The organism is Pseudoscardovia suis (genome assembly GCF_002797875.1).
In the GTDB taxonomy this organism is placed as follows: Bacteria; Actinomycetota; Actinomycetes; order Actinomycetales; family Bifidobacteriaceae; genus Pseudoscardovia; species Pseudoscardovia suis.
Map to the genome: position 1 here is coordinate 224,659 of NZ_PGFC01000001.1, position 25,937 is coordinate 250,595.

General features: G+C 61.4%; 20 protein-coding genes. 10 read left to right on the forward strand and 10 right to left on the reverse strand.

All coding sequences use genetic code 11. The features are described 5' to 3' along the window. Positions 1-230: 230 nt before the first annotated feature. From CLV65_RS00850 to CLV65_RS00860, 3 genes are all read left to right on the forward strand, one after another. Complete coding sequence (locus CLV65_RS00850) at positions 231-1,718, forward strand: sensor histidine kinase (protein ID WP_094691031.1); 1,488 nt, start codon at positions 231-233, stop codon at positions 1,716-1,718. 249 nt (positions 1,719-1,967) lie between these two features. Next, a complete protein-coding gene (locus tag CLV65_RS00855; protein ID WP_094691030.1) occupies positions 1,968-2,198 on the forward strand; it encodes a hypothetical protein in 231 nt (76 codons plus the stop codon). Then, entirely contained in the window at positions 2,195-2,383 is a 189-nt protein-coding gene (locus CLV65_RS00860) for a hypothetical protein (protein WP_094691029.1), read from the forward strand. Before CLV65_RS00855 ends, CLV65_RS00860 begins: the two co-directional genes overlap by 4 nt. An 84-nt stretch (positions 2,384-2,467) precedes the next feature. Here CLV65_RS00860 and CLV65_RS00865 read toward each other — a convergent pair whose 3' ends face one another. From CLV65_RS00865 to CLV65_RS00880, 4 genes are all read right to left on the reverse strand, one after another. Next, positions 2,468-2,752, reverse strand: coding sequence for a WhiB family transcriptional regulator (locus tag CLV65_RS00865; RefSeq protein ID WP_094691028.1), 285 nt, complete (start codon positions 2,750-2,752; stop codon positions 2,468-2,470). A 188-nt stretch (positions 2,753-2,940) separates the two neighbouring features. Then, positions 2,941-4,926: an FtsK/SpoIIIE domain-containing protein gene (locus CLV65_RS00870; RefSeq protein WP_244569126.1), complete on the reverse strand. Its 1,986-nt coding sequence runs from the start codon at positions 4,924-4,926 to the stop codon at positions 2,941-2,943. Positions 4,927-5,283: 357 nt separating this feature from the next. Beyond that, positions 5,284-6,684, reverse strand: a complete 1,401-nt coding sequence (locus CLV65_RS00875) for an LCP family protein (protein ID WP_094691027.1) — start codon at positions 6,682-6,684, stop codon at positions 5,284-5,286. Between the two features lie 88 nt (positions 6,685-6,772). Continuing rightward, entirely contained in the window at positions 6,773-8,260 is a 1,488-nt protein-coding gene (locus tag CLV65_RS00880) for an LCP family protein (RefSeq protein WP_094691026.1), read from the reverse strand. A gap of 554 nt (positions 8,261-8,814) precedes the next feature. Here CLV65_RS00880 and CLV65_RS00885 point away from each other — a divergent pair. The 3 genes from CLV65_RS00885 (at position 8,815) to CLV65_RS00895 (ending at position 14,367) form a co-directional block, all read left to right on the forward strand. Further along, entirely contained in the window at positions 8,815-9,120 is a 306-nt protein-coding gene (locus tag CLV65_RS00885; RefSeq protein ID WP_094691228.1) for a WhiB family transcriptional regulator, read from the forward strand. A 323-nt stretch (positions 9,121-9,443) separates the two neighbouring features. Next, entirely contained in the window at positions 9,444-12,596 is a 3,153-nt protein-coding gene (locus tag CLV65_RS00890) for a glycosyltransferase family protein (protein ID WP_094691025.1), read from the forward strand. Beyond that, positions 12,589-14,367, forward strand: a complete 1,779-nt coding sequence (locus CLV65_RS00895; protein ID WP_094691024.1) for a DUF5719 family protein — start codon at positions 12,589-12,591, stop codon at positions 14,365-14,367. The genes CLV65_RS00890 and CLV65_RS00895 overlap by 8 nt, the downstream gene beginning before the upstream one ends. A gap of 258 nt (positions 14,368-14,625) precedes the next feature. Here CLV65_RS00895 and CLV65_RS00900 read toward each other — a convergent pair whose 3' ends face one another. Further along, positions 14,626-15,129, reverse strand: coding sequence for a metallopeptidase family protein (locus CLV65_RS00900; RefSeq protein WP_244569125.1), 504 nt, complete (start codon positions 15,127-15,129; stop codon positions 14,626-14,628). Positions 15,130-15,304: 175 nt separating this feature from the next. On the opposite strand from CLV65_RS00900, the gene CLV65_RS00905 reads away from it, so the two are divergent. Both CLV65_RS00905 and CLV65_RS08840 read left to right on the forward strand, forming a co-directional pair. After that, entirely contained in the window at positions 15,305-16,123 is an 819-nt protein-coding gene (locus CLV65_RS00905; RefSeq protein ID WP_094691023.1) for an HAD-IIB family hydrolase, read from the forward strand. A 429-nt stretch (positions 16,124-16,552) separates the two neighbouring features. Next, entirely contained in the window at positions 16,553-17,404 is an 852-nt protein-coding gene (locus CLV65_RS08840) for a ComF family protein (RefSeq protein ID WP_169925497.1), read from the forward strand. A 238-nt stretch (positions 17,405-17,642) separates the two neighbouring features. On the opposite strand, the gene CLV65_RS00915 is transcribed toward CLV65_RS08840, so the two are convergent. From CLV65_RS00915 to glgB, 5 genes are all read right to left on the reverse strand, one after another. Further along, a complete protein-coding gene (locus CLV65_RS00915) occupies positions 17,643-19,205 on the reverse strand; it encodes a Y-family DNA polymerase (RefSeq protein WP_244569124.1) in 1,563 nt (520 codons plus the stop codon). Positions 19,206-19,392: 187 nt separating this feature from the next. Further along, the gene (locus tag CLV65_RS00920) at positions 19,393-19,941 is read right to left on the reverse strand and encodes a LexA family protein (protein ID WP_094691021.1); all 549 of its coding nucleotides are present in this window, start codon (positions 19,939-19,941) and stop codon (positions 19,393-19,395) included. A 231-nt stretch (positions 19,942-20,172) separates the two neighbouring features. Beyond that, entirely contained in the window at positions 20,173-21,348 is a 1,176-nt protein-coding gene (locus CLV65_RS00925) for a sensor histidine kinase (RefSeq protein WP_094691020.1), read from the reverse strand. Continuing rightward, on the reverse strand, positions 21,341-22,087 hold the full coding sequence (locus CLV65_RS00930; protein ID WP_094691019.1) for a response regulator transcription factor: 747 nt from the start codon (positions 22,085-22,087) through the stop codon (positions 21,341-21,343). Before CLV65_RS00930 ends, CLV65_RS00925 begins: the two co-directional genes overlap by 8 nt. A 91-nt stretch (positions 22,088-22,178) precedes the next feature. Then, complete coding sequence (gene glgB, locus CLV65_RS00935) at positions 22,179-24,431, reverse strand: 1,4-alpha-glucan branching protein GlgB (protein WP_094691018.1); 2,253 nt, start codon at positions 24,429-24,431, stop codon at positions 22,179-22,181. 267 nt (positions 24,432-24,698) lie between these two features. Between glgB and CLV65_RS00940 the strand changes: the two genes are divergently transcribed. Both CLV65_RS00940 and CLV65_RS00945 read left to right on the forward strand, forming a co-directional pair. After that, complete coding sequence (locus CLV65_RS00940; RefSeq protein ID WP_094691017.1) at positions 24,699-25,316, forward strand: CarD family transcriptional regulator; 618 nt, start codon at positions 24,699-24,701, stop codon at positions 25,314-25,316. A gap of 25 nt (positions 25,317-25,341) precedes the next feature. Continuing rightward, positions 25,342-25,884 (forward strand): 2-C-methyl-D-erythritol 2,4-cyclodiphosphate synthase, encoded by a 543-nt coding sequence (locus tag CLV65_RS00945; RefSeq protein ID WP_211278407.1) that lies wholly within the window; start codon positions 25,342-25,344, stop codon positions 25,882-25,884. Positions 25,885-25,937: the final 53 nt, after the last annotated feature.

A 25,937-nucleotide genomic window follows, 5' to 3' on the forward strand; every position in this document is an offset into this window, starting at 1 on the left:
CTGCCTGGGATGCAAGGCGGCGCGCGTTTTCGTCGATGGCCTGCTTCGACAGCGCTGCGTCCGGGGTGTCCGACGAGCTGTGCTGTGTGCCTGCCATGTGCGTGCCTTTCTGTGGTGTCGACATAACTTTCCGTTCCGTAACTTACTTTATCGTAAGTTCTGTCAAATGCAAACCGGATCGAATGCATGGGTGCACGGATTTGACGCAATCATCGCTTAGGATGAAGTGCATGGCAGATTTTTCGCAGATCATCGCAGGCAAGACAGGGTTCATCGATGCCGATCGCGAATGGCTCCACCGGCTGGTGTCCGATTGGCAGGTCATCGCAGACCTCAGCTTCGCCGACCTCATCCTCGTCATCCGCAATGACGAAGGCGACTATGTGGTCGCCGACCAATGCCGCGCATCCACCGTCGTGTCCGTGCTCATGGAGGACCTCATCGGTCAGCCGGTCGCGGCAGAGATCGTTCCCGCCATCGAAAGCGCGTATTCCAACCGTGTGGTCGCCAGGCTCGACCACTACCGCATGGTGGGCAACAACACCGTATGCGACGTGTTCGCGCCGGTCATTCGCGACGACAGGGTGCTGGGCGTGGTGATTCGAGAGACCAACATGGCCACCCGCGTCGGCAACGGTCGATACGAGCTCGAATGCATCCAGACGGGCAAGCGGCTGTTCGGCATGATTTCCCTGGGACGCTTCCCCTATCAGGAGACACTCATTTCGGAACGGCCCAACGACCTGCGCGTCTCCGACGGATTCTGTGTGCTTTCCGGCGAAGGCATCATAGAATACGCTTCGCCCAACGCCATCAGCTGCTACAGGCGACTGGGGGAGCAAGGGGAGCTCGTGGGGCGTTACCTTGCCGAAGTGACGACCGACCAGATCCATGAACGTGACACGGTGCCCGAATCTCTGTCATACGTGCTGAGCGGCAAAAGCGCCGCCGACAGCGAACTCGATACGAGCCGCGCCAGCCTGGCCATGCGCTCGCTGCCCTTGTACAACGCCCAATCGCAGCGCGATGGGGCGCTCGTGCTGTTCCGTGACGTGACCGAGGTGCGGCGCCGCGAAGTGGAGCTGCAGACGAAGGACGCGACGATTTCCGAGATCCATCATCGCGTCAAGAACAACCTGCAGGCCGTCTCCGCGCTGCTTCGGCTCCAGGCCCGCCGCACCAAGAGCGACGAGGTGCGCGCCGAGCTGCAGGAGGCGCAGCGGCGAATCTCCACGATCGCCGCAGTGCACGAAGGGCTGAGCCAATCGGCGGACGAGACAGTGGACTTTGACACGATCATCCCGAGCCTGCTGCGCATGAGCGTGGACGTGGCCGAGGAACGCGGCCAGAACATCGGCGTGCATTTCGTCGGGGAATTCGGCAGCATGCCCGCCCAAGACGCAACCCCATTGTCGTTGGTGCTCACCGAGCTGGTCACCAACGCCGTGGAACATGGCTTCGAAGGCCGCACGGAAGGCACGATCACCATCTCCGCCGGCAGGGGAGGCAACTCTCTGGACGTGGTCGTCGAAGACGATGGCAACGGCATGGATACTGAGTCCGAAAACGGCATGGCGAAGGCATCCGGCTCCGGGCTGGGCACACAGATCGTGCAGACCTTCGTGACGAACGACTTCGGAGGCACGATCCGCTGGGAGCCCAACCATCCGCATGGCACGCGCGTGGTGCTCAAGATGAAACTGCGCGCGGCGCAGTGATCCGCACCATCTGCTGTTTCCATCCGTTATCCCCGTCCAGCGTCGCCATTCAACGTTCTTTCACGGCGCTGGGCGGGGTTTTCTGTAATGGGATTCACATGCCGGAGATTCCCTGTGAGCGGGGATTCGCATGCGATAGGAATTCACTGGGGATTCAACTGGCAGCCATCATGGGGGCTATGTGTTTCGTTACCCTTAATGTCAGGGATTCACTCAAACAAGGATTTTCTCATTGAGGAGGTTGCATCCATGTACAAGACGTTCACGGTCGGATACCACCCCAAGGCCAAGGACATGGCAGCGGCGGTCGAACGCATGGCGAACGAGATAGCAGAGCAGGGATTCTGCGTCGTTTCGATGTCCATCACGGGCAGCGGCAAGGCGATAATCCTTGCCCAGAGCTCCAGCCTTGCTGAAACCGCCAGCACAGCCGACATTGACGGCGTATCAGCGTCAGACGCAGAAGAGAACGCACAATGAACGACGGTCAGTACAAAGCCTTGCTCATCATAGCCATCATCGGCATCATCGTGTCGGTCCTGGGCTTCATCGCCGTTGCGGTGCGCGGCAATTTCGGCGATTTCATGGCAGGTGCCACGCCTGGCGTGCTGCTGGGGCTGTCCCTGCTCGTGATCATCGTGATCAATGGCAAAGATTCCCGGTAGACAATCGCAGTAACACAGTAAAAAATCCCTTGGCTGCAACGCAACCAAGGGATACAACTCCAGAACCGACGCAATGCCGAATGCTCAGATTTGCATTTGCATCTGCATTGCCTGGGACCGGCGCGCACGCATGGCGCGGCGCTTGAGTGCGCGGCGCTCGTCTTCGGAAAGACCGCCCCACACACCGTAGTCCTGGTTCATTTCGAGAGCGTATTTGAGGCATTGATCGATGACGTCGCAGGTGCGGCACACCTGCTTCGCCTCTTCAATCTGCTGGTAGGCTGCGCCCGTGTTGCCCACGGGGAAGAAAAGCTCGGGATCCTTGTCCCGGCACGCGGCCTTCGAACGCCAATCGCTCGCAGTGCTCATAGAAAGACTCCTGTCTAATCTGGTACTTTTAGCTTTGCACTGTTTGGCGCGAGAATCAAGGTTTTATTAGGATTATTTTTTCCGCTGATTTTTCACAGTGGGCATCCAGAGTGTTCTTTGGTTATTCATGCGCGTTTTTCAAGCGCTTCCATGGGTACGTCGATGACACGGATGCGTTGATGACACGTCTAGCGTTCACGGGGCGCAGTCGGTCCTCCATTGCACGCCCTCCATTGCACGAGGAACGATGCATCCGTCATGGCGACGGCGCGGCCGGGAGTGCGCCAATCCTCCTCGCTCAGCGTCGCGGCTAAGTCCGCAGGGATGCCCATGAGCGTGTTCGTGGACTTGTCCGGTGTAGGAAACACGATGCGTTGCGCGCAATCCTCCGGATACCGCACATGCCGGGCGGAGCGAACTGCGAACACCACGTGTGTCGCCCGGTCATCGAGGGCGCGGCGGAAGTCCATCGCGCCATCGCCCTGCGCCAATGGGTCGAGCAGAGAATCAGCGTCGTCGGCGACGAATGTCATGCGGCCATCGGGCTGTATGAGGCGCGCGGTCCATGGCGGTTTCGCAGGGAGCGCAAGCCAGCCCGACTCTCGCGCGGCTTGCATGATGGCGGCCAATGCCGTCGATTTGCCACAGCCAGGCGCGCCGATGATCGCAAGGTTTCCTTTCAACGTCAGCAGCCACAGGGACACATGGATGCCATCGTCGCGCAGCCCCACTGAAAGCCCGTCCGAAGGTCGGGGACACTGACGGTGGGATTGCGATTCGCCGGCTTTGGCTGCATGACCTGTCGTCCCTGCACCTGTCGTCCCTGCATCCGTCGCCTGTGCACCTGCTGCCCGTGCACTCGTCGCCTGAGCATTGGGGGAGGCGTGGCTGCCGCATTGGCCAGATGGCAGAAGTCGGTCGGACATTCGCATGTCAAGGGAAGCAGCTTGCAGGTCGTTGCCGTCCACGTGGCGTGGCAACGGTGGTGAAAACAGCGGTTCGGGTGTCTCCAAGCCGCAGAACGCGGCGGCACGCTGGCATGCGCGCACCCACGTGGCGGTGCACGAGCATGGGGAGCAACGCACCATCGTGAGATCCGCGCCGTCGCTGAGGAACGCCGTGCCGGGCTGCCGCGGGCTGATATGGGCGGCGTGGGGCGAGCCGATCAGTTCGGAGGATTGCAAGGCGTCCCGCACGCGCAGGCATATGTTGAGGTTGAGGTTCGCCTTCATGTCGGCGCTGACCTGGCCAAGTGGATTCTGCGTGCAGATGATGAGGTTCATGCCCAGTGAGCGTCCCAGCGAAGCCAATGACACGAGACGGTTGACGTAATCGGGCATGCGTTGGCGCAGTGCGGCGAATTCGTCGACCACCACGAGCAGGCGCGGGCACGGATGGCCAAGCTCATGCATCGTGGCGGCGCCTTGCCTGGCGAGCAATTCCTCCCGTCGGCGCAGTTCGCTTTCCAACGCACGCAGCGCACGGGCGGCGTGCGCAAGACTGAGATCCGATACGTCGCCCACGCAGTGCGGCAGTTTGCGCAGCAGGCGGAATGCCGCGCCGCCTTTGAAATCAAGGAACACAAAATGCAGGCGGTCCGAAGGATTGAGGCATGCCAGCGCCAGGCACCATGATTCAAGGAGCACGGACTTGCCTGACCCCGTGGTGCCCGCGACCAAGGCGTGCGGGCCTTGGCGCGTGATGTCGATGGTGACAGTGCGCGCCGATGCGTCTGCTCGCCCTGGCATCCCGTCGGGGACTGGCATCGGAGGCGCAAAACTCGGCACGTCCGTCCCAATGCCTATGGGGGCGCACAGGCCCGAATCATTCCGTCCGTCACGCCGCGCGTCAGGCTGCCCGTCGCATGGGGGAGAACGCCGTGACCACGCATGGCATACCGCGCGCCACGCATGCTGGGGCCGGCAGGATTTCGAAGCGGGAACGGCAGGGAACAGCAATTCCTCCAACGGCGGAGGGGCAGGCAGCTGCAAGGTTGCGAAATCCGCTGTCGCGGGCGCTTGACGCACAGTGTCGGAATCCGTGCCCTCGTACAGTTCGGCGGCGTTCTTGGCTTCGCGCATTTGCACGATCATCGCAGCGCAGGATGCCAGCGAACCGACCGCCGCGGGAATCACGAATCCCAGATACCAGTGGTTGCCCTGCTGCATGACCATGCCCGCCATCGCGAGTTGTCCGAACACCGGAGCCAGAAATGAAGCCACCATGAGGACGGGCAGCAGCGAACTGCGACGCGGCCGGGCATCGCCGCGTCGGCATTCATCACTGTGATATCCGTCGTTTCGTCCGCTACCCTTGGGCGGGCGAAGCGAATGTTTGGGAAAGATCCGTGTCTTGGGCATGCGACCATTGTCACGCCACGAAGGCTTGGACCGGCGGGAATATGACCAATGTGGATGCATGTGGGGCAGAAAAAACCTCTGCGACAATCCTGTGGATAACTTCGGATTGCGTTTATGCGTCCTGCCCTTTGTGCTTGCGCCCTAAGCCCTTGGTGCCTAACCTCCTGCGGCTTACGCCCCTGTGTAGCCTCCCACGGTGCCGGCGGGCTGGGTGCCTCGGCTCAGCGCCTTGAACAGGTCGAGGTTCTTGTCATCGTCCAGCAGCACGCAGGAACCGATGCCTGACGCCGGCTGATAATTCACGCTGGAGTAATACACGCTGCCGGTCACGCCACCCGAACCCGTGGCATCGCGGAATGCAGAAGCCATCTGCAACAGCGTGAACGCATTGGAGTTCTCGTCCACCGTGAGCGCGCCCAACGTGGCATCGCCCACCTTGTGCAGTGTCGAATAGGTGCGCACCGATTTGTCTGTCGTCACCTTCGTCATGATCGCGGAGATGACCTGGCGTTGCCGTGCGGCACGGCCGATGTCGCCCTGCGGATCGGAATAGCGCATGCGGGCGAACGCGAGCGCCGTCGTGCCGTCGGCGGTGTGGCAGCCAGCCGTCCACTGCAGTCCGGAATAGGCGTCGTTGACGTCATAGTCAAGGCACAGGTTCACGCCACCCAAGGCGTCCACGATCCCCATCACGCCGGAGAAACCGATGAGCGCCACGTGGTCCACCGTGACGCCGGTCAGCCCCTCCACGGTCTTGACAAGCTGGGGATATCCGTAGTTTTCGGCGACGGAATTGATCTTCATGTCCTGACCGTCCACGGTCACATAGGAGTCGCGGGGGATGGAGATGAGCGAAGAGGGGCCGGAACTGGGCTTGGTGAGCACGAGGATCGTATCGTTTCTAAAGCCCGGCACTTCCTCCTGCGTGCCACCGACCGTGCCGTCTCGCTGGTCAGAGCCCAGGATCAGCCATGTGGTGCCGGAGGTGTTCGCCGATCCTGACAGCATGTCCTGATGGTTGAGGCTGCGGTTGATCCACATCACTTGGCTTGAAACGAACACGATAATCGCAGCGAGCAGCGCCACGAGCACAATGGCGATGATGCGCCGTGCGCTGTGGCGGTGCCGACGGTGGCGCTGGGGACGTTGAGGGCCGGACTGGGGGAGGTCCGCGGGCTCGGCATTCGGTATGGCGGTGGATTGTCTGCCGCGCAGCCGTGCCGAACCGGCGCTCCCATTGATGCCGCTGCCGTTCATGCCGGGTGTGGGGGCGATGTAGGAGGGCAGACGGTCAGGGGCGGGCGCGGAGCTGTTGCGCGCTGATCCCGTGCGTGCGGTGCCGGATGCGCGAGTGCCGGCAGAGTTCGGGGCGAATGACGCCGGTTGGAATTGTCGGGGTTGCTGAGAGGCCCCGGAGGCGCGCTGGCCGCCAGGGGCGAAGCTCGGCGGCGCTTGGCGGGACTGCTGGTGCCGGGATGACTGTGCTGAGGCGTCGGTGTGTCGCTGCCGTCCGTCGCCATCACGGTTCGATGGCGAGAAGCTGGGCGGAAGTTGGCTGCCCGAATAAGCCATAGCGAAGTCCTTTCTTATCGCAGGTCCTGCTGGGCCGTTCGCGGGGAGTCGTCTGAAGTCCCTGCGAACGGCGCTTGCCGACGCCAGGTCATTGCAACGTCGGGCAGAAGGTCGCCGTCAGATAGCCGTACGAAATGCCTGTCGCGTATCCCGTGTTGGGGTCGCGGATCGTGCCGTCGGAGGGATCGACCGTGCCGCCGGTGCCCGGGTCGATGAGCGTGCCGTCGGCGGTCGTGATGACCTGCGTCGTGGCATCATACGTGCCGCCTTGGGCGGTGTAGTAATCGATGCGCTGCTGTGCGGTCATCGTCGACAGGTCCACCGAGTCCGAGGAGGAATCGTCGCTGGCGCTGGGTTCGCTGGACGTGTCCGGCGAGGTCTCTTCGGCGCTTGAGGAAGCATCGCCGCTGGCTGCACTGGACGTGTCGGAGGAGCTGCTTGAGGTGTCGGAGGACGCGTCGCTTGACGTGGCGTCCGTCTGCAGCGGATTCCCGTCACGCAAAAGCTTCCATACGTCGGCGGCGGAATCATCCCACACGACTCGGTACGGGTCGTCGGGACTCGACGTGATGGGGATCGTGCGCGAGTAGATGCGGTTGACATCCAGATTCGTGAGGGTGGACGCCAATCCCACGAGCGTGCTGGCGCTCGCCAAACCGGAGCTGAGCGACAGGTTGTTGAGCGCGGATAGCGCGAACTGGTACAGCTGGTTTGACTGGGAGACGATGTTCTTTTGCAACGCCGTCCGGATGAGGCGTTTGATGAGATACTGCTGGCGCGTCGTGCGCATGATGTCGGACCCGTCGCCCAGACCGTGACGGGTGCGGGCGTATTGCGTCGCCTGCGTGCCGTCGAGATGCTGCACGCCTGCCGACAGCTTCAGGCCGGAGTAGGCGTCATCCACGTCCGTGGGCAGGCAGATGTCCACGCCACCCAGGGCGTTGACCATCTCGCTCATGCCGGCGAAGTCCACGACGACGAATTGGTTGATGTTGAGCCCCGTCAGATAGTTGACGGAATGCACCGCGCAACTGGCGGCGCTCGCTAGGTCGCCGCCTTGCGAATACGCGGTGGCGAAGATCGAGTTGAACATCACGCCGTCTTCGGCGGCCAGGGTCGAGCCATCCGACATCTTGCACGAGGGTCGGTCGACGATGGAATCGCGGGGAATCGACACGAGGTTGATGTAGGAGCGGTCCGCCGAGATCTGTGCCACGATCGTCGTGTCCGCCTGGTGTTCGTTCGCCAGCTCGCCGCCGCCCAGCGCGGCGTTCGCCGCGCCATCGCGCGTATCCTGCCCCAGGATGAGCATTGTGATCGACTGTCCGTCATAAGGGTCCAGGACGTCGTTCTTCGTGTCACCGGAGCCGCTGTCCTGGTCGATGAATCCCACGCTTGTGCTGCTGATCTTGCCGTTGAGCTGCGCATACACCGAACCGGCGAAGCACAGGATGAATGCGATGATCGCCAGCACGAAACATGTGATGACGGTGCGCAGGGTGTGCGATGTGCGGTAGTGCTTCGCATGCTTGGGGGCGGAATCAGATCGGGTGTTGTTGAGATTGCTCCCCGTCATGGAATCACCGGCTACCTTTCTGCACGGACGCATTGTCGCATCCGTCGCATGCGCCCCACCCGGGGCATAGTGGACAAACGAACCCATTTTATGCGCACATGCCAACAGTTTTCCTGAAAGAAGGCTTGAAAACGCGATATCTACACATAATTATCACCATCTCAGGGGTCTGCGGCATGGTTTTTATGCATCTGTGGCGTGCTGTGGCGATACCGAGATGCGGAACGCCTTTATCTTCTCTGCCGCTTCCTTCTCTCGCTTCCCTTGTTGCCGAGGCGGTCGGCTTGGGGTGCGTCAGGGGGGGGAACGTTCCCCGGGGCAACGTTCCCCTGGGTGGCAAGACGCTGACTCGCGCAAAGCTTGACAATGTCTCGAACAAAGAGTGTAATCGTACGAGATAGACAGCGATGTTCGAGGGAGACTGCATGCGTGGTGACACTCACAGTGAAGTCGGATGCTCGGAATCGGGGATTCAGGCGGAACGACACACGACGGCATCTGGCGGTCGTCTGACCGATGGTGGCCATGACCATTCGACCGGCAAAGCGGTATGGATGCCCTGTGACGGCCATGTTTCGCACACCACGGATGAGGACGGGGCGGAGGCGCTGCTGCGCCGGCTTGTCAAACAGGTGGGGGACCTGTCGTGGCAGCTTGAGGCCAGGTGTGCGCAAACCGATCCCGATGCGTTCTTCCCTGACCGTGGGCGTTCGGCGCAGGATGCCAAAAAAGTGTGCGAGGACTGCGCCGTCAGGGAGAAATGCCTGGACTGGGCCATCGAACACAACGAGCGTTTCGGCATCTGGGGAGGCCTGTCGCAGCAGGAACGCAAAAAGTTGCGTCGCGCGCGTCGGGCGTGAGCTCACCCTTCGGCGCCATCGGGTCTGCAGCGCGGGCAGTCACGGATCCTTGTGGATGGCGGCGGACGGCCATGAACCGTCGTGAATGGTCACGGACGGGCGTTGGCGGAAGCAGCCGGATTCGGACGGAAAGACGGGGAGCCGGCCAATCTGCCGTAGCCTCTACAATGAAAGGGCGGCGCATGCGAACACCGCCATGCCAGACTGTCAGCTGGCTGCGCGCGGTGCAGGCCGCGCGAACGGCGTGCATGCGTGGCATCTTGATTGTTATGGCTATTGCAAGCCTTGAATACGGCAACGGATAAGGCGGCGAAGGATTCCTCATGGACAGTGCGCGCAGCGTAAGACAGGCGATTGATGCGGCGATCATGGCCGCGGGGCCTCTCGAAGGGCGTGTGGTGGACGATGAGGTCGCTGCGATCGTCACCGTGGAATCGGACTTGCGCTATCTGCCCACCACACTCGGCGCGGTGTTTCGCCAGACCGTGCTCCCCGGCACCGTCATCATCGCTGACTGCGCCGATAAATCCTCAACCGTGGACCGTCGCACCGTCATCGTTACGCCGTCGAGGCTTCGTTTCGCGCCTACCGGTGCGGCGGCTCCTGCCGATCCGGTGCCTGCCCCGCCTGCGCCGCCCGCTCCTGCCACGCACGGCGAAGTAAGTGATGCGGCAGGGCAGTCGCGGCTGACCGTGTATATCGCCTCCGTCCAAGGCGCCGCGAGCTTCACCGACGCGGTGGGCCGCGTCCTCGAACGAGTGCCGCTGCCGTTGGGCGCCCACCACATGTGGCTGCTGCACGATGATTCCCGGCCGGCAGACGAACACTGCCTCGAGGAACTCGAGCGGGTGTGCCACAACACGCCCACGGTGTCCGTCATCGGCGCCAAGCAGCTGGACTGGACCGGCTCGAGGCTGCACAACGTGGGGTATTACAAGGCCCCGCACCACCGTCTTGCAAGCCTCGTCGTCGACGGCGAGCCCGACCAAGAGCAATACGACGCCCGCCAGGATGTGTTCGCGGTGTCCCTGGCCGGCGCCCTCGTCTCCGACAACGAATGGGAAAGGGTGTCCGGCGGCGAACCACATGTGGGCACCTTGGGGGATTCCCGCGACTTCTGCCGGCGCATCTGCCTGTCAGGAGGGCGCGTGGTCGTCGCGCCACGCGCGCGCATCGAACACTGCCGCGCGCGCTATGAAGGATTGCGGTCCGCTTCCGGCGCCGCGATGCCCAAGGGCGTATATGCCCGCACGTATCCCGCGCTGCGCCGCAGCCGTGACCTGTATGTGTATTCCGACGTGTCGCGCGGACTGTGGGTGCCGCTGTGGCTATGGAGGCTGCTGGGGGCGTTGGTGAGCTTCGTGAGGCTGCTCATCCGCAAGCGGCCTTTCGCAGCCGTCTGCGAATTCGCCGCGCCGTGGATCAACCTTTTGCATATACGCACCATGTTCCGCGTCAGGCGCAACGTGAGTGCGCAGACCATCGTCTCCGCCAAAGCGGTGTCCATGCTCGCGGCGAACCACGAGCAGATGGAATCGTGGAAGTCTCGACGCCAGGCGTTCGCATCCGAGCGCAGCACCGAGCCCATGGACCAGCTCGTCGAAGGGCATCTGCATGCACAGGCCGCCATCAAACACCGTTGGGCGGCGTGGATGACCATCGCGGCGTTCGTCCTGGGCCTCGCCGTCAACGCCATGGCGGTGCGCGGCGCCATCATGGGCGGGCAGATCGTGTCCGACACACTGCTGCCCACCGGCGCCACGATGCGCCAGCTCGCCCAGGCTGCCACCACATCGTGGACGTACGCTTCCGGCACCGGTCTCGCTGCGGCGCCCACGCCGTTCCTCCTCATACTGCTCGTTGTGAGCGCATTGTGCTGGGGCCATGTGCAGCTCGCCGCCCTCGTCATGCTTGTGCTCGCCGCGCCGTTGGCGGCACTGTCATTCTGGGCGCTCGCTGGTATCGTCACCAGGTCGAACCCCGTGCGCGTGTTCTCCGCCTTGGCATGGGTAGCGTTCGGTGCAATGGCAGGATTCTATGCCCACGCCAACCTGCCGATGCTCACGGTGTGCGTGTTCTTGCCGGCAGGCATCGCATTCGTGTTCAAGGCGGTGGGAATGTACCGCACCGAGGATCGCGCCGTGCCGCGCCCCTCCGCCCAGTCTGCGGCGTTGGCCGCGCTGTGCCTGGCGTTCGTTGTGGCGAGCGAACCCCAATACGTTGTGGCGTTCTTTGTGGCGTTCGTCATGTTCTTCTTTCTCGTGCGGTCCCATCGTTCCGTGCTTGTGCTTGTGCCTGTGCCCGCCGCGTTCATGATCGCGCCGACGCTGGCCAGCTGTGTCCGCGGATGGGACAAGCAGCAGTGGACGCAATTGTTTGGCAGCTCCATGGTGCCCGTGTCCGATTCCGACGCCCAGGGCTCCGCAGTGTTGACTCGCCTCACATCCCTCGTGGGACTGGGGCAAGCGGGTTCGGATGATAGCGCACTCGTCACAGTGCTGGCATGTTTTACGCTCGCCGCTCTCATCATCGTGGTGGGATTCGCGGTGGCAAGCCTGGCCATGCCATCGGTGTTGCGCATCAGCCGCATGATGTGGGTGCTGGCGGTCACCGGCTTCGCTCTCGCGGCGTTCTCGGCGACCACTGCGATTGGCGCGGACGCCTCCGGCACGGTGACAGGCTCCATGCTTCCGGGACTGTCGTTGGCTTTCATGGCATTGCTGTGCTGCATGTGCATGTCGGCGGGAACCGCGGCGTCGCCGTTCGAGAACTACGTCGCCGACGACTCCCGGCCGGCCAAGTCCATCGCCGTCACCGGCCGCGTCTTCCTGTGCGCGCTCATGGCGCTCGTGGCGCTGTCGTGGGGTGCGTGCGGAGCCAGGCTCGCAACTGAATCCAGCACTCGTTCCTCCGATGTGCAGCTGCCCATGGTTGCGACCGAATACCTGTCGAAATCAAATGCGCATCGTGTGATCGCCGTCAAAGCCACGTCGACCACTTCCCTTGACTATGCGGTCATGCGTACGGCGCGCGGCGATCTGATTGACTCGTCCGCGGCTGCGCAGGCGCTCCTCGCGCGCAATGGCATGGACGTCACAGACAAGCGCATCTCCTCGGACCTCGTGCAGCTTCTTGTCGGCGCAGACCCTGCAGCCAGCGCCGACCTCGAATCCATGGGCTTCGGCGGCGTCTACGTGCTTGATTCCGATCAGCAGGGCGGTGCGGCGCTTGTCACGAATCTTCTCTCGAGCGGCAACACGCAATCGGTGATCGACAAGGATTCGTCATCCTACCTGCGGTTCACCACATTCCCTGTCGACCAGCAGGGCATTGACATCAGCGAGGAAGCAAAGGCGGCAGCCAGCCCCCACCGCAAGGCATGGGCAATCGGATCCGCACTGGTGTTCGTGTTCTACTGCTTGGTGGCGATTCCATTCGGCAGGCGCGGCTATGAGGGAGGAGAATTCGATGACTGAGGGAATGCACACATCCGAGGACAACCATTATCACGATGGGTTGCCACAAAATACCGATGGTGCCGAAACCGCGCAGGCGGATTTGGACTTCGATGATGATTCGCGCTACGACTTCACCCAGGCGATGCCTGTGGTGCAAGCACCCATTGGACGCCGCGCCGTCACCAAGCGACGTTTGAAAAAGGCACGCACGGTGACCGTGGCGGTCATCAGCGCTGCGTTGCTCATTGTCGCGACGCTTGGTGCGACGATCGTGCCATGGCGGGGCGCTGACGTCCAGGGGTCGGCGGTTTTCGCGGCCCAGGTCAGCCGCACACAGCAGCAGTCGTATTGTCCGCAGCGCATGGCTCTCGCCGATACTGCAAGCTATGGCGATTCGGCGTTCCAGGTGTCCGAAGGCAATATCACGTCGCAGGCGTTGGTGGCTGCCGCTGGCTCCGTCGAGAGCGCCGCACTGGTCAATCTCGCCGGCACCCAATCCACGCCCTTGCAGTCAGCGTCTCAGCAAGCACAGGGGGATGGTTCGCTTTCAGTGGCTTCGGCGTCCATGAATTCCAATTCCCTTGTGGTGAGCGCGAAACTTGCTGATTCGTCGGACGGGACCGGCATGTTCGGCAGCGTCGCCTCGTGGGCGACGCAGGGTGACCTTTCAGGCCTTTCGGCCACCCAATGCGTGGCGGCGGCCACGCAGCAGCGTTTCGTCGTGCCTTCCACCCAGACTGGATGGACGCAGCAGCTGGTCATCGCCAATCCCGGCTCCACCGCAGCCGCCGTAAGCCTCACCGCGTGGGGAACGTCGCAGCAGGGCGCTTTGAGCTTGGCGACGGCAGCCACCGTCACCGTGCAGGCCCAGAGCGAGACGACGGTGAATCTTTCGGCGGCAGCCAATGCCCAGCGTGGACTGGTGGTCGACGTGGACAGCCACACCGTGCCGGTTGCGGCCGTCGTGCGTTCCGTGTCGATGGATGGGCTTAATCCCAACGGTTCGGATTATGTGACGGCGAGCGCCGCTGCGTCGACGACGCAGGTCATGCCGACGGTGGCGTCCCTTGGCACGGTGACGGTGGCGTTGTTCAGCATGGATGATGCCATGGTGGACGTGTCATGGCTCACGAAGAGCGGTCGCACGCAAGCGCAGCAGGTCAAGGTCTATTCCCAGCAGGTCACTCTCGTTGATCTGGGCGCTGTGCCGGACGGTGCGTACGCGCTCGAAGCCACATCGGACAGTGCCATAACTGCCCAGGCCATAGGCACGCGGGACGGAGGCAAGCAATCGGATTTCGCCGTCAGCGGTTCGCAGGAGTCCGCGCGCGTCTTCGGTATCGCGCTGCCGGGGAACCTGACCGCCACGCTGGTGCTGTCGAATTCCTCCGATGCCGACATCACCACTGCGCTGACCGGGTATGATGCCTCCGGCAAGAAGGTGGGCACCACGACGATGAAGGTGACGGCTGGAGGCGCTGCCGTGCTCGATCCTGCCAAACTGGGCACTGGGGCGGCGATGGTCGTCGTCTCGGACTCGGATGCCGCATCATCCGCTGGGCAGGCTGCTGGAGCAGCTGATACAACTGGCACAGCTGACGAGGCGGGCACCACTGACGCCACCGAGGCAACTGACAAGGCGGAGACAGGACTTCATGTGGCGGCGTCCGTAAGCCAGTCCGATGTTTCGGCAGCGTCTTTGCAAGGCATCGCCGTCATCGAAGGCGCATCCCTGGATGCGGCGACGAGCTTGGTCACCGCATCCCGCGATCAGCGGATCATCAGCTGAGCGGCCATTGGGCTGAATGGCCATCGGGCGGAGCGACAATCTGCTGAATGGCCATGGCTGACCGGCAATCGGTGGGAACCATCCTTGGCCGAGTGATCATCGGTCGGAGTGGTTGTCGTTCGAGCAGTCATCGTTCGAATGGCAGTTGGCTGAGGGGGCCATTAGCTGGAGCGGCATCAGGCGGAGCCGTTATCGGTTGAAGCCGTGCGGCGGGTTCGGGCCGAGGGTGCTCTCGATTCTGGGCTCGGACGGCGTCGCTTACATGCCCCAATCGGGGTCGATGTCTTCTGGATGCATGCCGTTGAGGTTGGCCAGTTGGAACACGATTTCATCACGCACCAGGAATTCCAAGTCACTCCAGCTCGCAGCGCGTGATTGTAACGGCATGCTGTAGAGCACGATGCGTGCTGGAATCCCATTGCCGGCGGGGAATGCCCTGGAGAGCGGGACCTTGTGTTCCTCCCAATCCAACGGATCGGATGGCGGCACATCCTCGACGGCGCATTGGAGGTTCACGAACAGTTCCGGCCACGCGGCGCGCAGGCGCTTGATATGTGAGGCGACCAGATCATCGAACGCGCCGGATTTCGTGCGATATCGTGGCATGCGCACGCCGAACATCGGCTGCCGCTGGCCCCGCCCATGGCGGTTGCGGTAATGCTTGCGTTCCCACGGCGCCACGGGGGTCTTGCGCTGCCATCCCACGGGGTGGCTGTGCGTATGATCCTGTGGGGAACCGGATTCGTTCGAAGGCATGCTCATGCTTTTTACCCTACGCATCCGCGGTGACGTATACAATCAATGCTATTGCTGCGCGGCCAAGCCGGGCATTGACAAGTCTTTGTATGAATGATTGCGCGTGATTGCAAGAAATCGCATGTATGCTGACGCCACACGTGTGCCTGCATGCTGTGTATAGGCAATTCGTAGGAGGACCATGAGCGAACTGAAGCCAACGCAATGGAATGATGTCGATTATGCCGACGTGTGCAGCCGCATCAAGGCGGTGGCGTTTGATTTGGACGGCACATTGGCGCGTTCCAAGCAGCCGATGAAGCCGCCGATCGCTGCGAAATTCGCGGAGCTGACGCATAAGCTTCCCGTTGCGGTCATCTCCGGTGGGCGATGGGAGCTCGTCGACAGCCAGGTCGTGCAGATGGTCCAGGAGGATTCCGACAAGTCCCATCTGCATCTCATGCCCACAAGCGGCACGCAATACATCCGCTGGGATGCAGGCGCGGGGGAGTGGACGAAGGTCTTCGAGCATGATTTGTCCGCTTCCGAGCGTGAACAAGCCATCGCTTCTCTCGAACGACGCGCGAAGGAGCTTGGCGTTTGGGAAGAGCATACATGGGGTGGCCGCATCGAGGACCGTGGCAGCCAAATCACGTATTCGGCATTGGGGCAGAGCGCTCCTGTCGCCGAGAAGGAAGCCTGGGATCCCACCGGTGAGAAACGCCGAATGCTTGCCGAGGCGTGCCAGAAGGATTTGCCCGATTTGGCGGTGCACGCCGGTGGTTCCACAAGCGTGGATATTTCGCTCAAAGGCATTGACAAGGCGTATGCGGTGCGCGAGCTTGCCAAGATCTTGGACATAGATGTGCCGCAAATCTGCTACATCGGCGACCGCATGGGTCCGGAAGGCAATGATTACCCTGCCGTGCAGGCCGGCACGACAAGCATCCATGTGGATGGTCCGGAACAGACCATCGAATGCATCGGACGCATCATCGAGAACCTTCCGCAGTCTGCCTGATGCTCCGTATGCGCCGTTGGATCGCAATGCTCGGCTGGGCTGCAATGGTCGGCTGGGTTGAGATGCTTGGCTGATGCGACCAACATCGTGCCCACAATAAGGCGTAGTTATCCACAGGTGCCGCATGCGTGTGCCGTTGGACTGATACTTTTGCACATTTGCCATTACCGCTGTGTGCGAACAGCGAGGAACCGTTAGCATGTGCGCATGATCGTCAATCGCTGTCACCTGCAGATTCGTTCGCCGAGACCGGTTTCGTCCCATGTTGGGCATGCTGCTCGGCATACTCGCCTGAATGGGGCTCGGCATGAGGCTCGGCATGCTGGTCTGCACGGGGCTCGCCTTGGTACTCGGCATGAAGCCGTGCCCCAAGGCGTGCAAGCGCACGTGTCGTCTGCCTGTGCGTTTGCACAATGCGTCTGGAAGGCTGTGTCTTTCGTTCTGTTTCCCCGGGGATGCGCCGGATGTGATGCTCCGGATGAGGTGCTGTGTCGGCAATGCACGGAAGAATTCCGACAGTACCCTGAGCGACCGGTTTCCGCGCCTGTGCGCAGCGGCGAGGTGTGGGCGTGCGCATGGTATCGGGGATCGGCGCGCCAAGCCGTGCTGCGTTGGAAGGACCATGGAGATGAGGAGGCGGACGCTCCGTTGTGCGCTTTGCTGCGTGAACTTGTGCAGCATCGTGCCACGCTGTTGCGCAGGCTTGTGGCGCGCAGCTACGGTATGGCGCGCGGTGACGGTATGGTCCAGGTCGATGGTGGCGCAAGCGCTGGCAGCCTTGCAAGGGCTGGCGGCTCGGCGAGTGATATTCAGACGAGTGATGTTCGGGCGGGGGATAGGCACGCGGGGGATAGGCACGCGGATATGTACGGAATCCGAGGATTCCCACCGATTCTGGTGGTGCCCGTGCCCTCCTCTGCCGAATCCAAACGCGCCCGGGGACGTTTCCAGACCAAGACATTGGCCAAGGCAGTGGCTGCGCAGCTGCGCGTATGCGTAGGCGAGGCAGTTTACGCGGACGTGCTTGATTTGCATGGCGTCTCCTCCAAATCCGTCGTTGCGTCCGGTCGCGACGACCGTGCGGTGCGCATCCGGGGTCGGGTGAGGGTGAAGCGTGACGCAGATCTGCGTTCGCCGGTCATTCTCGTGGATGACATTGTGACTTCCGGAGCCACGATTCGTGAATGCGCCGAGGTGCTGCACCGGCATGGGGCTGACGTTGTCGCCGTTTTCACATTGGCCTCAGTTCCGCTGCGTACAAGCGGCGACGGTTGCCTGTGAATCGATTGGATGCTGAGCGTTGATTGGATACTGAGCATCGATTGAACGCTGAGCCTTGATTGGACACTGGGAGTCGATTGGATGCCGCGGGCTAGCTGGATGCGTTCAATCGGTGTCATCGCGCTTACGCATGGGGCTGTCATCGCGCTTGCGCATGGGCTGTCACTGCGCTTATGCATGGGCTGCTGGCAGACATGCAGCTGCAGCAGCGGCAGCGTATCGTCATTGTTTGCAAGTCTCATGCGTGAACCACCGCCATCTCGTCCCAGCGGGTCGTGCATCGTGGCGACATCATGGCGCGTTTCATGCTCCATGTGGCGCCAGTGTCTTCATTCCACCTGCCCTTGCCGCGAACCCCGCCGTAACCGATGCCCACATGAGCTGAGCCGAATCGCTTGTTGATGCGTGCCATGGCATCCGACAGGCCGGTGTCTCGTTTGGCTTTGAAGCCGTCCAAGGGTTGATAGTCGTCAGCTTGCATCAATCCTGACAGCATGACGCCTGCCCGCACGTATCTCAGTCCGGGAATCATACAAGAGCGCAATGCCTCATACGCCCCTTGGCATATGAGCAGCGCATCATCCGTGGGGTCGGGCAGTGTTGCGCAACCATGCACCATCATGCGGCCTGTCCCGTCATCGTCCGTGGGGCCGGTGCCGCAAAACACGGAGACTTCGCAGCACAGGCTACGTTGACGCATGAGGCGTTGCGTCGCTTTCTGCGCATAGACCGCCACTGCCTGCCGCATCGTTGCCTCGTCGGTGATCGCATGGGAAAACATGCGCGAGCACATGATTTGGGACGTGCGACGTCCCCGTGCCGCGTCGGGTGCATCGCTGATGCATTTGATGCCGCGCAGTTCCAACACTGTTTGTTCCACGAGCACGGAGTATTGGCGGCGTATCGCGGCGGGGTCGGCGTCACGCAGGTCCGCTGCGGTGAGGATTCCATGGCTCATGAGGCGCGGGGCCAGACGGCGACCGATGCCCCATACATCGGCCACACTGACATCTCGCAAAGGATCGTGATCAAGATGGGCCAAAAGTTCATCCCACGAATCAACGCCATGCCTCGCGTCATGTTTCTTGACCCAATGGTTTGTGATTTTCGCCAGTGTTTTCGTAGGAGCTATGCCGACCGATACGGGAATGCCCACACCTTGCAAAACGGCGGTGCGCATACGCAGACACCGTTGGGTGAGGGACTCGAGACTGGAAGGCGAGGCCGCACGCATGGCCCCGGTCTCATCGAGCGACTCTGTGCCGACCGCTGGCATGTCCGCCTTGCTGTTGCATTCGGATCGTAGGGGTTCCTGCTGGCTGAGGAAGCATTCGTCGATGGAATACACCTCTTGGTGGGCGAAGAAACGTCGCATCACCGACATCATCCTGGCTGATAGGCTCGCATACAGCTCATAGTTCGAACTCCTCGCCACCACACCATGGTCGCAGGCCCATTCTCGTATCTTGAACCACGGCACGCCCTCAGGTATTCCCATCGCCTTGGCCTGGGCACTACGCGCCACCACGCATCCATCGTTGTTAGACAGCACCACCACGGGGCGTTCCGCTAGCGATGGGTCGAATACGCATTCGCACGAGGCAAAGAAGCTATTTGCGTCCGCAAGCACGACGGCAGTCTCGCCGCTGCCCGTTACGGTTTGATGGTCAGCGGTCTGATACGCGGCAGTGCGATGGGCGACGGTCCGGTGTATGGCGGTGCAGCGGATAGCAGCGCGCTCGCGGTCGTCATCGCATCCCATGCCTGTTGTCGTGAGGCTCGTCATCGGCGTCTCCCTCATTTTGCCTCCTTAGCATCGTCTGCGAGTGTGGCGTTGCCTGTGAATGTGGCGTCATTTACGAGTTATCTGTGAGTGCGTTTCGGATTCTGTGCTTTGGATTCCGTATTTTCGATTCCGTGCATCGGCTGCGTGCCTTGGATTCACGCCTTAAATCTTCGCGCTTCGGATGCAATCTTCGGGCTTTGGATTACACCTTGAAATGCGCCCGGCTGCACTGCCAGTGATAATTGCCTATGACCACTCCCCACATGCATGTGCCGTCGGCATCCCCATCGATGTCGTCCGCCCTGGGTAGCGCAATGTCGGGATAGGAGGGGTTCTCTGGATGGAGCACCGACATGCCGTCCGCACGTATGAGAAGGCGCTTGACGGTGAGCTCGCCGTTGACTGCCGCAATGACGACGTCGTGGTTCTGAGGCGTCAGCGATCGGTCCACCAACAGGATGTCGCCGTCGAATATGCCGCATCCCGTCATCGAATCGCCTGCAACTGTGACGGCGAACGTTGTATCCGGATGGGCTATGAGATTCTCATCCAACGAGAAATCCCCATTGAAATAATCCTGCGCCACCGAGGGAAACCCCGCATGCACAGCCTCCAACGCATGCGGAATGGGGCGTGGGGCGGGTGACAGAGGCCGGGGGAGCCCACGCACGCTTCTTGTCTCGGTTGAACTGCCGAGGCAGACCGAACCGTTGCGGTGGGCTGAATCGTTAGAACACGCCGAATCACTCATGATGGTCACTCCTTTCGAACATATGAGCTATTATATAGAACATATGTTCGAAAGGAGTGGAGGTGTGTCGTGTTTCAGTTTTCCATGATTGCCATATGCATTACCTGCAGCATGGTCATTTGCAGCATGTTGGTTTGCGGCAAGGCAGTTTGCGGCAAGGCAGTTTGCACCACTATCATCCGATGTTTCATCTGCCGCAGCGGGTCATTCCGCCACCATCGGGCAGTGCGGTCAGGCTTTGTCCGAATCCGGGTGATGCTTGGGCAAGGTGATTTCAAAATCGGCGCCACGCGGGTCATCGACGACCTTGACATTGCCGCCATGCAGTTGCGCAGCCCACCGGGCGATGGGAAGCCCCAGACCGGTGCCACCGGATTCCGTGCCCGGTCGTCCGCCCTTGTCCTTTACATAGCGGCGGAAGATGTCGTTGCGCGCAGACACGGGAATCTGCGAGCCGAAGTTGACGACGTTCACCACAACGGTGTCATGCTGGCGATCTTCGCGTGTCTCGATGAGCACTTCGGTATTGTCTGCGGAATGCTTGAGAGCGTTCGAGATAATGTTCGTGAAAAGTTGGCGCAGGCGATCAGGGTCACCTTGCATCGTGATGTCATGCCGCATGGAAAGGGTGATGGTGTGGTTATGGCCACCATCGGCGATTTCCAAGGGCTCGATTGTTTCATCAAGGAAGTCCCGCAGGTCGAAATCAATGATTTCCAGACTGGCGGCGCCCGCCTCCATGCGGGACAGGTCAAGCAGAAACGCGATGAGGTCGCTGAGACGCTGGGTCTGGGTCAGTATGCTTTCCAGATTGGCGGGAGTGGGCTTGGTGATGCCATCCGCCATGTTTTCGACCTGGGCTTGCAAAGCGGCGACGGGCGTGCGCAGCTCATGGCTCACATTCGCGATGAGGTCGCGTCGCATCGAGTCGGAATGCTCCAATTCCTCAGCCATGATGTTGAAGGACCTGGCGAGCTGACCTATTTCATCCCGGCTGTGCGTAGCACCATAGACACGCGCCTGATAATCACCGTCAGACACGGATTCGGCCGCATCCCGGATTTCACGCAGCTGTGCGGTGAGCCCTCGCGAAAAAACATAGGTGATTCCCAGAGCCACGAGCATCGTGACGGGGAACGAAATCCATTCGCTCAACCCCCACTTGAGCATGACCCATGAAAGGATGAACACGATGATCGTGTCGATGATGATGAGCACGCTCAGCTCGGCCTTGATGGACGACAGCGAACCGATAAGCACGGAATGACGCTCCGAGCCCCGGCGCGTTGCTCTGGCTTCTTGCTCGATGTGCTGCTGCGTGTCCGCGGTCTGTGAACCGCTGGCGTGCGAGTCGTCAGATGTGGGGGAGGCGCCGCGCACGCCAGCCGGGTCATTCACCTCATGCATGATTCCGCGCCGTTTCACCCTCTGGAGGTTCGAAAGCATAACCCACGCCATGCACTGTGCGGATTGTCTCAGCGCCTAGCTTGTGGCGCAGCGATTTGACATGCGAGTCAACGGTGCGTGTGCCGGAGCCGTCCACCCAGCCCCACACGTCCTTGAGCAGTTGGTCGCGGCTGAGCACTGACCGTGGCTTGCGAGCGAGAGTGAGCAACAAGTCGAACTCCGTAGGGGTCATATGCACATCCTCGCCGTCGACCGTCACGATGCGCTGCGCCGGATCTATCGTGATGTTTCCAAAGCGCAGCACTTGCTCGTCTTCGGGGTTTTCCGCCAGCTGCTTCGCTCGTTCGACGCGTCGCAGCAATGCCTTGCAGCGGGCAACGAGCTCACGCATCGAAAACGGTTTCGTCATGTAATCATCGGCTCCGGCTGCAAGGCCGATGAGTTTGTCGGATTCATCATCGCGGGCGGTGAGCATGAGCACGGGCACGGGGCGTGCAGCGGTGATGCGCCGCGTCGCTTCCAAACCGTCCATGACGGGCAGCATGACGTCCATGATCACCAAGTCGGGGCTGATCTGTGCAGCGGTCTGCACCGCGCTTGCGCCATCGCCGCAGACGCGCGCCGACCATCCTTCCGCCGCCAGCCGTTGCGCAATAGCGGTGGCAAGGGTCGGTTCATCCTCCACCACGAGGATCGTGCTTGCCGTCGTTTGCCCTGCTGCAGAGCTGAAAGTGCACATTATGCGATCGTCTTTCCGACTTTGGGGCAGCCAGCTTCACGCTGACTGCCCCAAAGTCTCATAAATCATGCCATGTGACTGGAACTCGCGTTCAGTCTTCTGGCTTCAACAATATCGCACCGAGCGCCGGAACGGTGAGTTTCGTCGAGTACGGGCGCGAATGGTATTCACCTTGGTCCGCGACGATATTGTCGTTGTGGATGTTCGAGCCGCCGTACGCGAGGTCATCGGTGGTCAGGATTTCCTTCCACTTGCCGCCGCGGGGGAGCGGAACCTGATAGTCGCTCCATGCGGTGCCGGAGAAGTTGACGACCACCACGATCGGGTTCCCATCCTTGTCCAGACGCATGTAGCTGAGCGTGTTGTGATCGGCATCGTCGGATGTGAGCCACTGGAATCCAGAGGGGTCATTGTCGACTTGCCACAGCGCCGGGTTCTCACGGTAGACGGTGTTGAGGTCACGCACGAGACGCTGCACGCCCTGGTGATCCTGCCAGTTGAGGGAATCCCAGTCGATGCTCCAGTTCTCGTTCCATTCGCCGAACTGAGCCAGTTCATTGCCCATGAACGTGAGCTTCTTGCCCGGATGCGTCCACTGGTATGCGAAGAGCGCGCGCACGCCTGCGAAACGCTGCCAGTCGTTGCCCGGCATACGGCCGATGAGCGAACCCTTGCCGTGCACGACCTCATCATGCGAGATCGGCAGCACGTAATGCTCGGAGTAGGCGTAGACCATCGAGAAGGTGATCTCGTCATGGTGCCACTTGCGGTCAATCGGCGGATACTGCAGGTACTGCAGGGTGTCATGCATCCAGCCCATGTTCCACTTGAGGCCGAATCCCAAGCCGTTGGCGCTTGTGGGAGCGGTGACTCCGGGCCAGGCGGTGGATTCCTCGGCGATCATCATGATGCCGGGGTAGTTGAGGTAGCACGTGCCGGTGGCTTCCTTGAGGAATTCGATTGCCTCGAGGTTCTCGCGGCCGCCGTAGATGTTCGGCCTCCACTGGCCGGGCTTGCGGCTGTAATCGAGGTAGAGCATGGACGACACGGCGTCGACGCGCAGGGCGTCCACATGGTATTCGTCAAGCCAGTAGCAGGCGTTCGCCACGAGGAAGTTGCGCACCTCGTTGCGCCCGAAGTTGAACACGTACGTGCCCCAGTCGGGATGCTCGCCGCGCAGCGGATCGGGGTCCTCGTACAGCGGCGTGCCGTCGAAGCGTCCCAAGGCGAAGTCATCCTTGGGGAAGTGTGCGGGCACCCAGTCCATGATGACGCCGATGCCAGCCTTGTGGAAGCAATCGACCATGTACTTGAAGTCATCCACGTCGCCGAAGCGGGAATCCGGTGCGTAGTAACCGGTCACCTGATAGCCCCACGATCCGGCGAACGGATGCTCGGCGAGAGGCAGGAACTCCACATGGGTGAAGCCCATGTCCTTGACATAGCGCACAAGCTCATCGGCGAGCTGGCGATAGGTATAGCCCTGCTTCCACGAGCCGGCGTGCACCTCGTAGATGCTCACCGGGCCGGTATGCGGGTTCGTGGTCGCGCGATGCTGCATCCACTCGCTGTCCTCCCAGTCGTAATGGGAGTCGGACACGATAGATGCGGTCTCCGGCGGAATCTGGTGATGGCGCTCGTAGGGGTCGGCCTTCTGCTTCCATTCGTTGTTGGCGTTGAGCAGCTCGAACTTATATCGGTCGCCGCCTTTGAGACCGGGGATGAATAGCTCCCAGATGCCGGAGTTGCCCAGTTCGCGCATGGCGTGAGTGCGACCGTTCCATCCGTTGAAATCGCCGACGACACGCACGCAGTGGGCGTTCGGTGCCCACACGACGAACGAAACGCCAGTGATGGAATCCGAGGAGGATCCGTCCGGCGAGCCCATCGGGTCGATGTACGTGCGCACGTGCGCGCCCATGACCTCCCACAGGCGGTAGTGGCGACCTTCGCCGAACAGATACATGTCCACGTCGCCGACGGTGGGCAGGTAACGGTAGGGGTCGTCGAGGGTGGTTTCGCTGCCGTCCTCATACATCGCATGAATGCGGTAATCGGGAACTGAATGGGATCCGTCTTTCCGCGTCGCTGCGGGAATGACTGCGACGAAAACGCCGTTCCATTCGTGCTGCGCCTCGTACTCGGTTCCGTCTACGGTGACGATTCCGACGCTCTTTGCCATGGGGCGAAGCACGCGCACAGTTGCGTATGCGTCGTCCGGTGCGGCATTGAGATGCGCGCCGAGGACCTCATGCGGGTCGTAGAAAACGCCATTGCTGACTCTGTCGAGAGCCTCGTGGTCTGCCTCGAGAGGCGCCACATTGGTAATCAATGTCTTCTCCATATTCAAAAGTCTAAAGGCGGCGCGCCGAAAAGTACAACGAGAAACGCGATTCTTGAGGATTTTTCCATTGCCTTGCGGGTATTCGATCAGCTTTCGCTGTGAGCGGCTGACTACCATTCGTCGGGGTTGCTGCGGTTGCTCGAATCGTTACAAAAAGGGGCGCGCATTCCATGGATGGGATGGCTCGGTCAGCTGATGGCGAACCCCGGGATGCGGTCGAGGCATCATGGCATACTATTAAAGCTTGGGTAACTTTTGGAGGAATACATGGCTTATCAAATCGGCGACACGGTAGTATATCCCCGCCACGGCGCGGCTCGTGTCGAGGACATCGAGGACCGTAAGACGCCGGACGGCCAGACAAGAACGTATCTCAAGCTCGACGTGCTGTCCACCGATGGCCTTGTGATTTTCGTCCCCGAAGAGAACGTCGAAAGCATCGGCGTACGCGACATCGCCGATGGAAACGATGTGGGCAAGGTTTTCGAAATTCTTCGCACGCCGATCGAAGAGGAAAAGACGAACTGGTCGCGCCGCTACAAGCTCAATCAGGAGCGTATCGCGTCCGGTGACCTGCAGCAGATCGCCCACGTGGTGCGTGACCTTGCCCAGCGTGATGACGACGCCCACGGGCTTTCGGCTGGTGAGAAGCGCATGCTGACCAAGGCCCGCAAGGTGCTTTCGGCGGAGATTTCCCTGTCGGAGAAGCTTTCCGAGGAAGAGACACAGCGCTTGCTGGACGTCAACCTGGGCTTTGCGGATCCTGAGCCGGGCGATGAGAAGCATCACACCATGGCCCCGGACGAGCCGGCGAGCGAGACGCTGCATCGCATCGAGGAGCAGAGCCTCAAGTCGAAGAAGCGCAGTTCCAAGAAAGCGCGCTGAAACAGCTGTGAATCCAGCAGATCCCATGCAAACAAGCATCCTTCAGGCGGTGCGGGTCGGGCAAGGCTTCGACGCGCACCGCTTTGCTGTATCTTCCGATACTCAATCGTCGAGTGGCGCAGCGCGAGAACTATGGCTGGCGTGCATCCGATGGAGAGATGACGAGGCCAGGGGAGTGCCGGGGCTCGCTGGCGATTCCGACGGGGATGTGGCCGCCCATGCGCTGATTGATGCCATGCTGTCGGCATGCGGACTGGGGGACATCGGTGAATTCTTCGGCGTTGGTTCCGACAGCGCGGGAGCGGGACGCCATGGGGCGTCCATGCTGCAGGAGGTGTCCCGGGCATGCGCCGAGCACGGGTGGGCGTTCGCAAACGCCACAGTCACGCTTGTATGCAATAACCCTCATGTGACCAAGCACCGCGATGAGGCAATGCGTGTGATGAGCCAGGCTGCGGGAATGCCGGTGAGCCTGCTGGCTACCACTACCGATCACATGGGCTTTACAGGGGCCGGCGAAGGCGTGGCTGCCATCGCCACCGCCCTTGCCGTGCGCGTCGCCCAATGACCGGCATCACCGATCGATATCACGGATCGGCATTACATAACCGGTAGCATCAA

Excerpts from the sequence above, each read along its gene's own strand:
- CLV65_RS00925 (WP_094691020.1), bottom strand. The coding sequence starts at position 21,348 with ATGCATGAGGTGAATGACCCGGCTGGCGTGCGCGGCGCCTCCCCCACA.
- CLV65_RS00930 (WP_094691019.1), bottom strand. The coding sequence starts at position 22,087 with ATGTGCACTTTCAGCTCTGCAGCAGGGCAAACGACGGCAAGCACGATC.
- CLV65_RS00880 (WP_094691026.1), bottom strand. The coding sequence starts at position 8,260 with ATGACGGGGAGCAATCTCAACAACACCCGATCTGATTCCGCCCCCAAG.
- CLV65_RS00900 (WP_244569125.1), bottom strand. The coding sequence starts at position 15,129 with ATGAGCATGCCTTCGAACGAATCCGGTTCCCCACAGGATCATACGCAC.
- CLV65_RS00945 (WP_211278407.1), top strand. The coding sequence starts at position 25,342 with ATGCAAACAAGCATCCTTCAGGCGGTGCGGGTCGGGCAAGGCTTCGAC.
- CLV65_RS00920 (WP_094691021.1), bottom strand. The coding sequence starts at position 19,941 with ATGAGTGATTCGGCGTGTTCTAACGATTCAGCCCACCGCAACGGTTCG.
- CLV65_RS00885 (WP_094691228.1), top strand. The coding sequence starts at position 8,815 with ATGCCCTGTGACGGCCATGTTTCGCACACCACGGATGAGGACGGGGCG.
- CLV65_RS00855 (WP_094691030.1), top strand. The coding sequence starts at position 1,968 with ATGTACAAGACGTTCACGGTCGGATACCACCCCAAGGCCAAGGACATG.
- CLV65_RS00890 (WP_094691025.1), top strand. The coding sequence starts at position 9,444 with ATGGACAGTGCGCGCAGCGTAAGACAGGCGATTGATGCGGCGATCATG.
- glgB (WP_094691018.1), bottom strand. The coding sequence starts at position 24,431 with ATGGAGAAGACATTGATTACCAATGTGGCGCCTCTCGAGGCAGACCAC.
- CLV65_RS00915 (WP_244569124.1), bottom strand. The coding sequence starts at position 19,205 with ATGAGGGAGACGCCGATGACGAGCCTCACGACAACAGGCATGGGATGC.
- CLV65_RS00895 (WP_094691024.1), top strand. The coding sequence starts at position 12,589 with ATGACTGAGGGAATGCACACATCCGAGGACAACCATTATCACGATGGG.
- CLV65_RS00870 (WP_244569126.1), bottom strand. The coding sequence starts at position 4,926 with ATGGTCATGCAGCAGGGCAACCACTGGTATCTGGGATTCGTGATTCCC.
- CLV65_RS00860 (WP_094691029.1), top strand. The coding sequence starts at position 2,195 with ATGAACGACGGTCAGTACAAAGCCTTGCTCATCATAGCCATCATCGGC.
- CLV65_RS00940 (WP_094691017.1), top strand. The coding sequence starts at position 24,699 with ATGGCTTATCAAATCGGCGACACGGTAGTATATCCCCGCCACGGCGCG.
- CLV65_RS00875 (WP_094691027.1), bottom strand. The coding sequence starts at position 6,684 with ATGGCTTATTCGGGCAGCCAACTTCCGCCCAGCTTCTCGCCATCGAAC.
- CLV65_RS00850 (WP_094691031.1), top strand. The coding sequence starts at position 231 with ATGGCAGATTTTTCGCAGATCATCGCAGGCAAGACAGGGTTCATCGAT.
- CLV65_RS00865 (WP_094691028.1), bottom strand. The coding sequence starts at position 2,752 with ATGAGCACTGCGAGCGATTGGCGTTCGAAGGCCGCGTGCCGGGACAAG.
- CLV65_RS00905 (WP_094691023.1), top strand. The coding sequence starts at position 15,305 with ATGAGCGAACTGAAGCCAACGCAATGGAATGATGTCGATTATGCCGAC.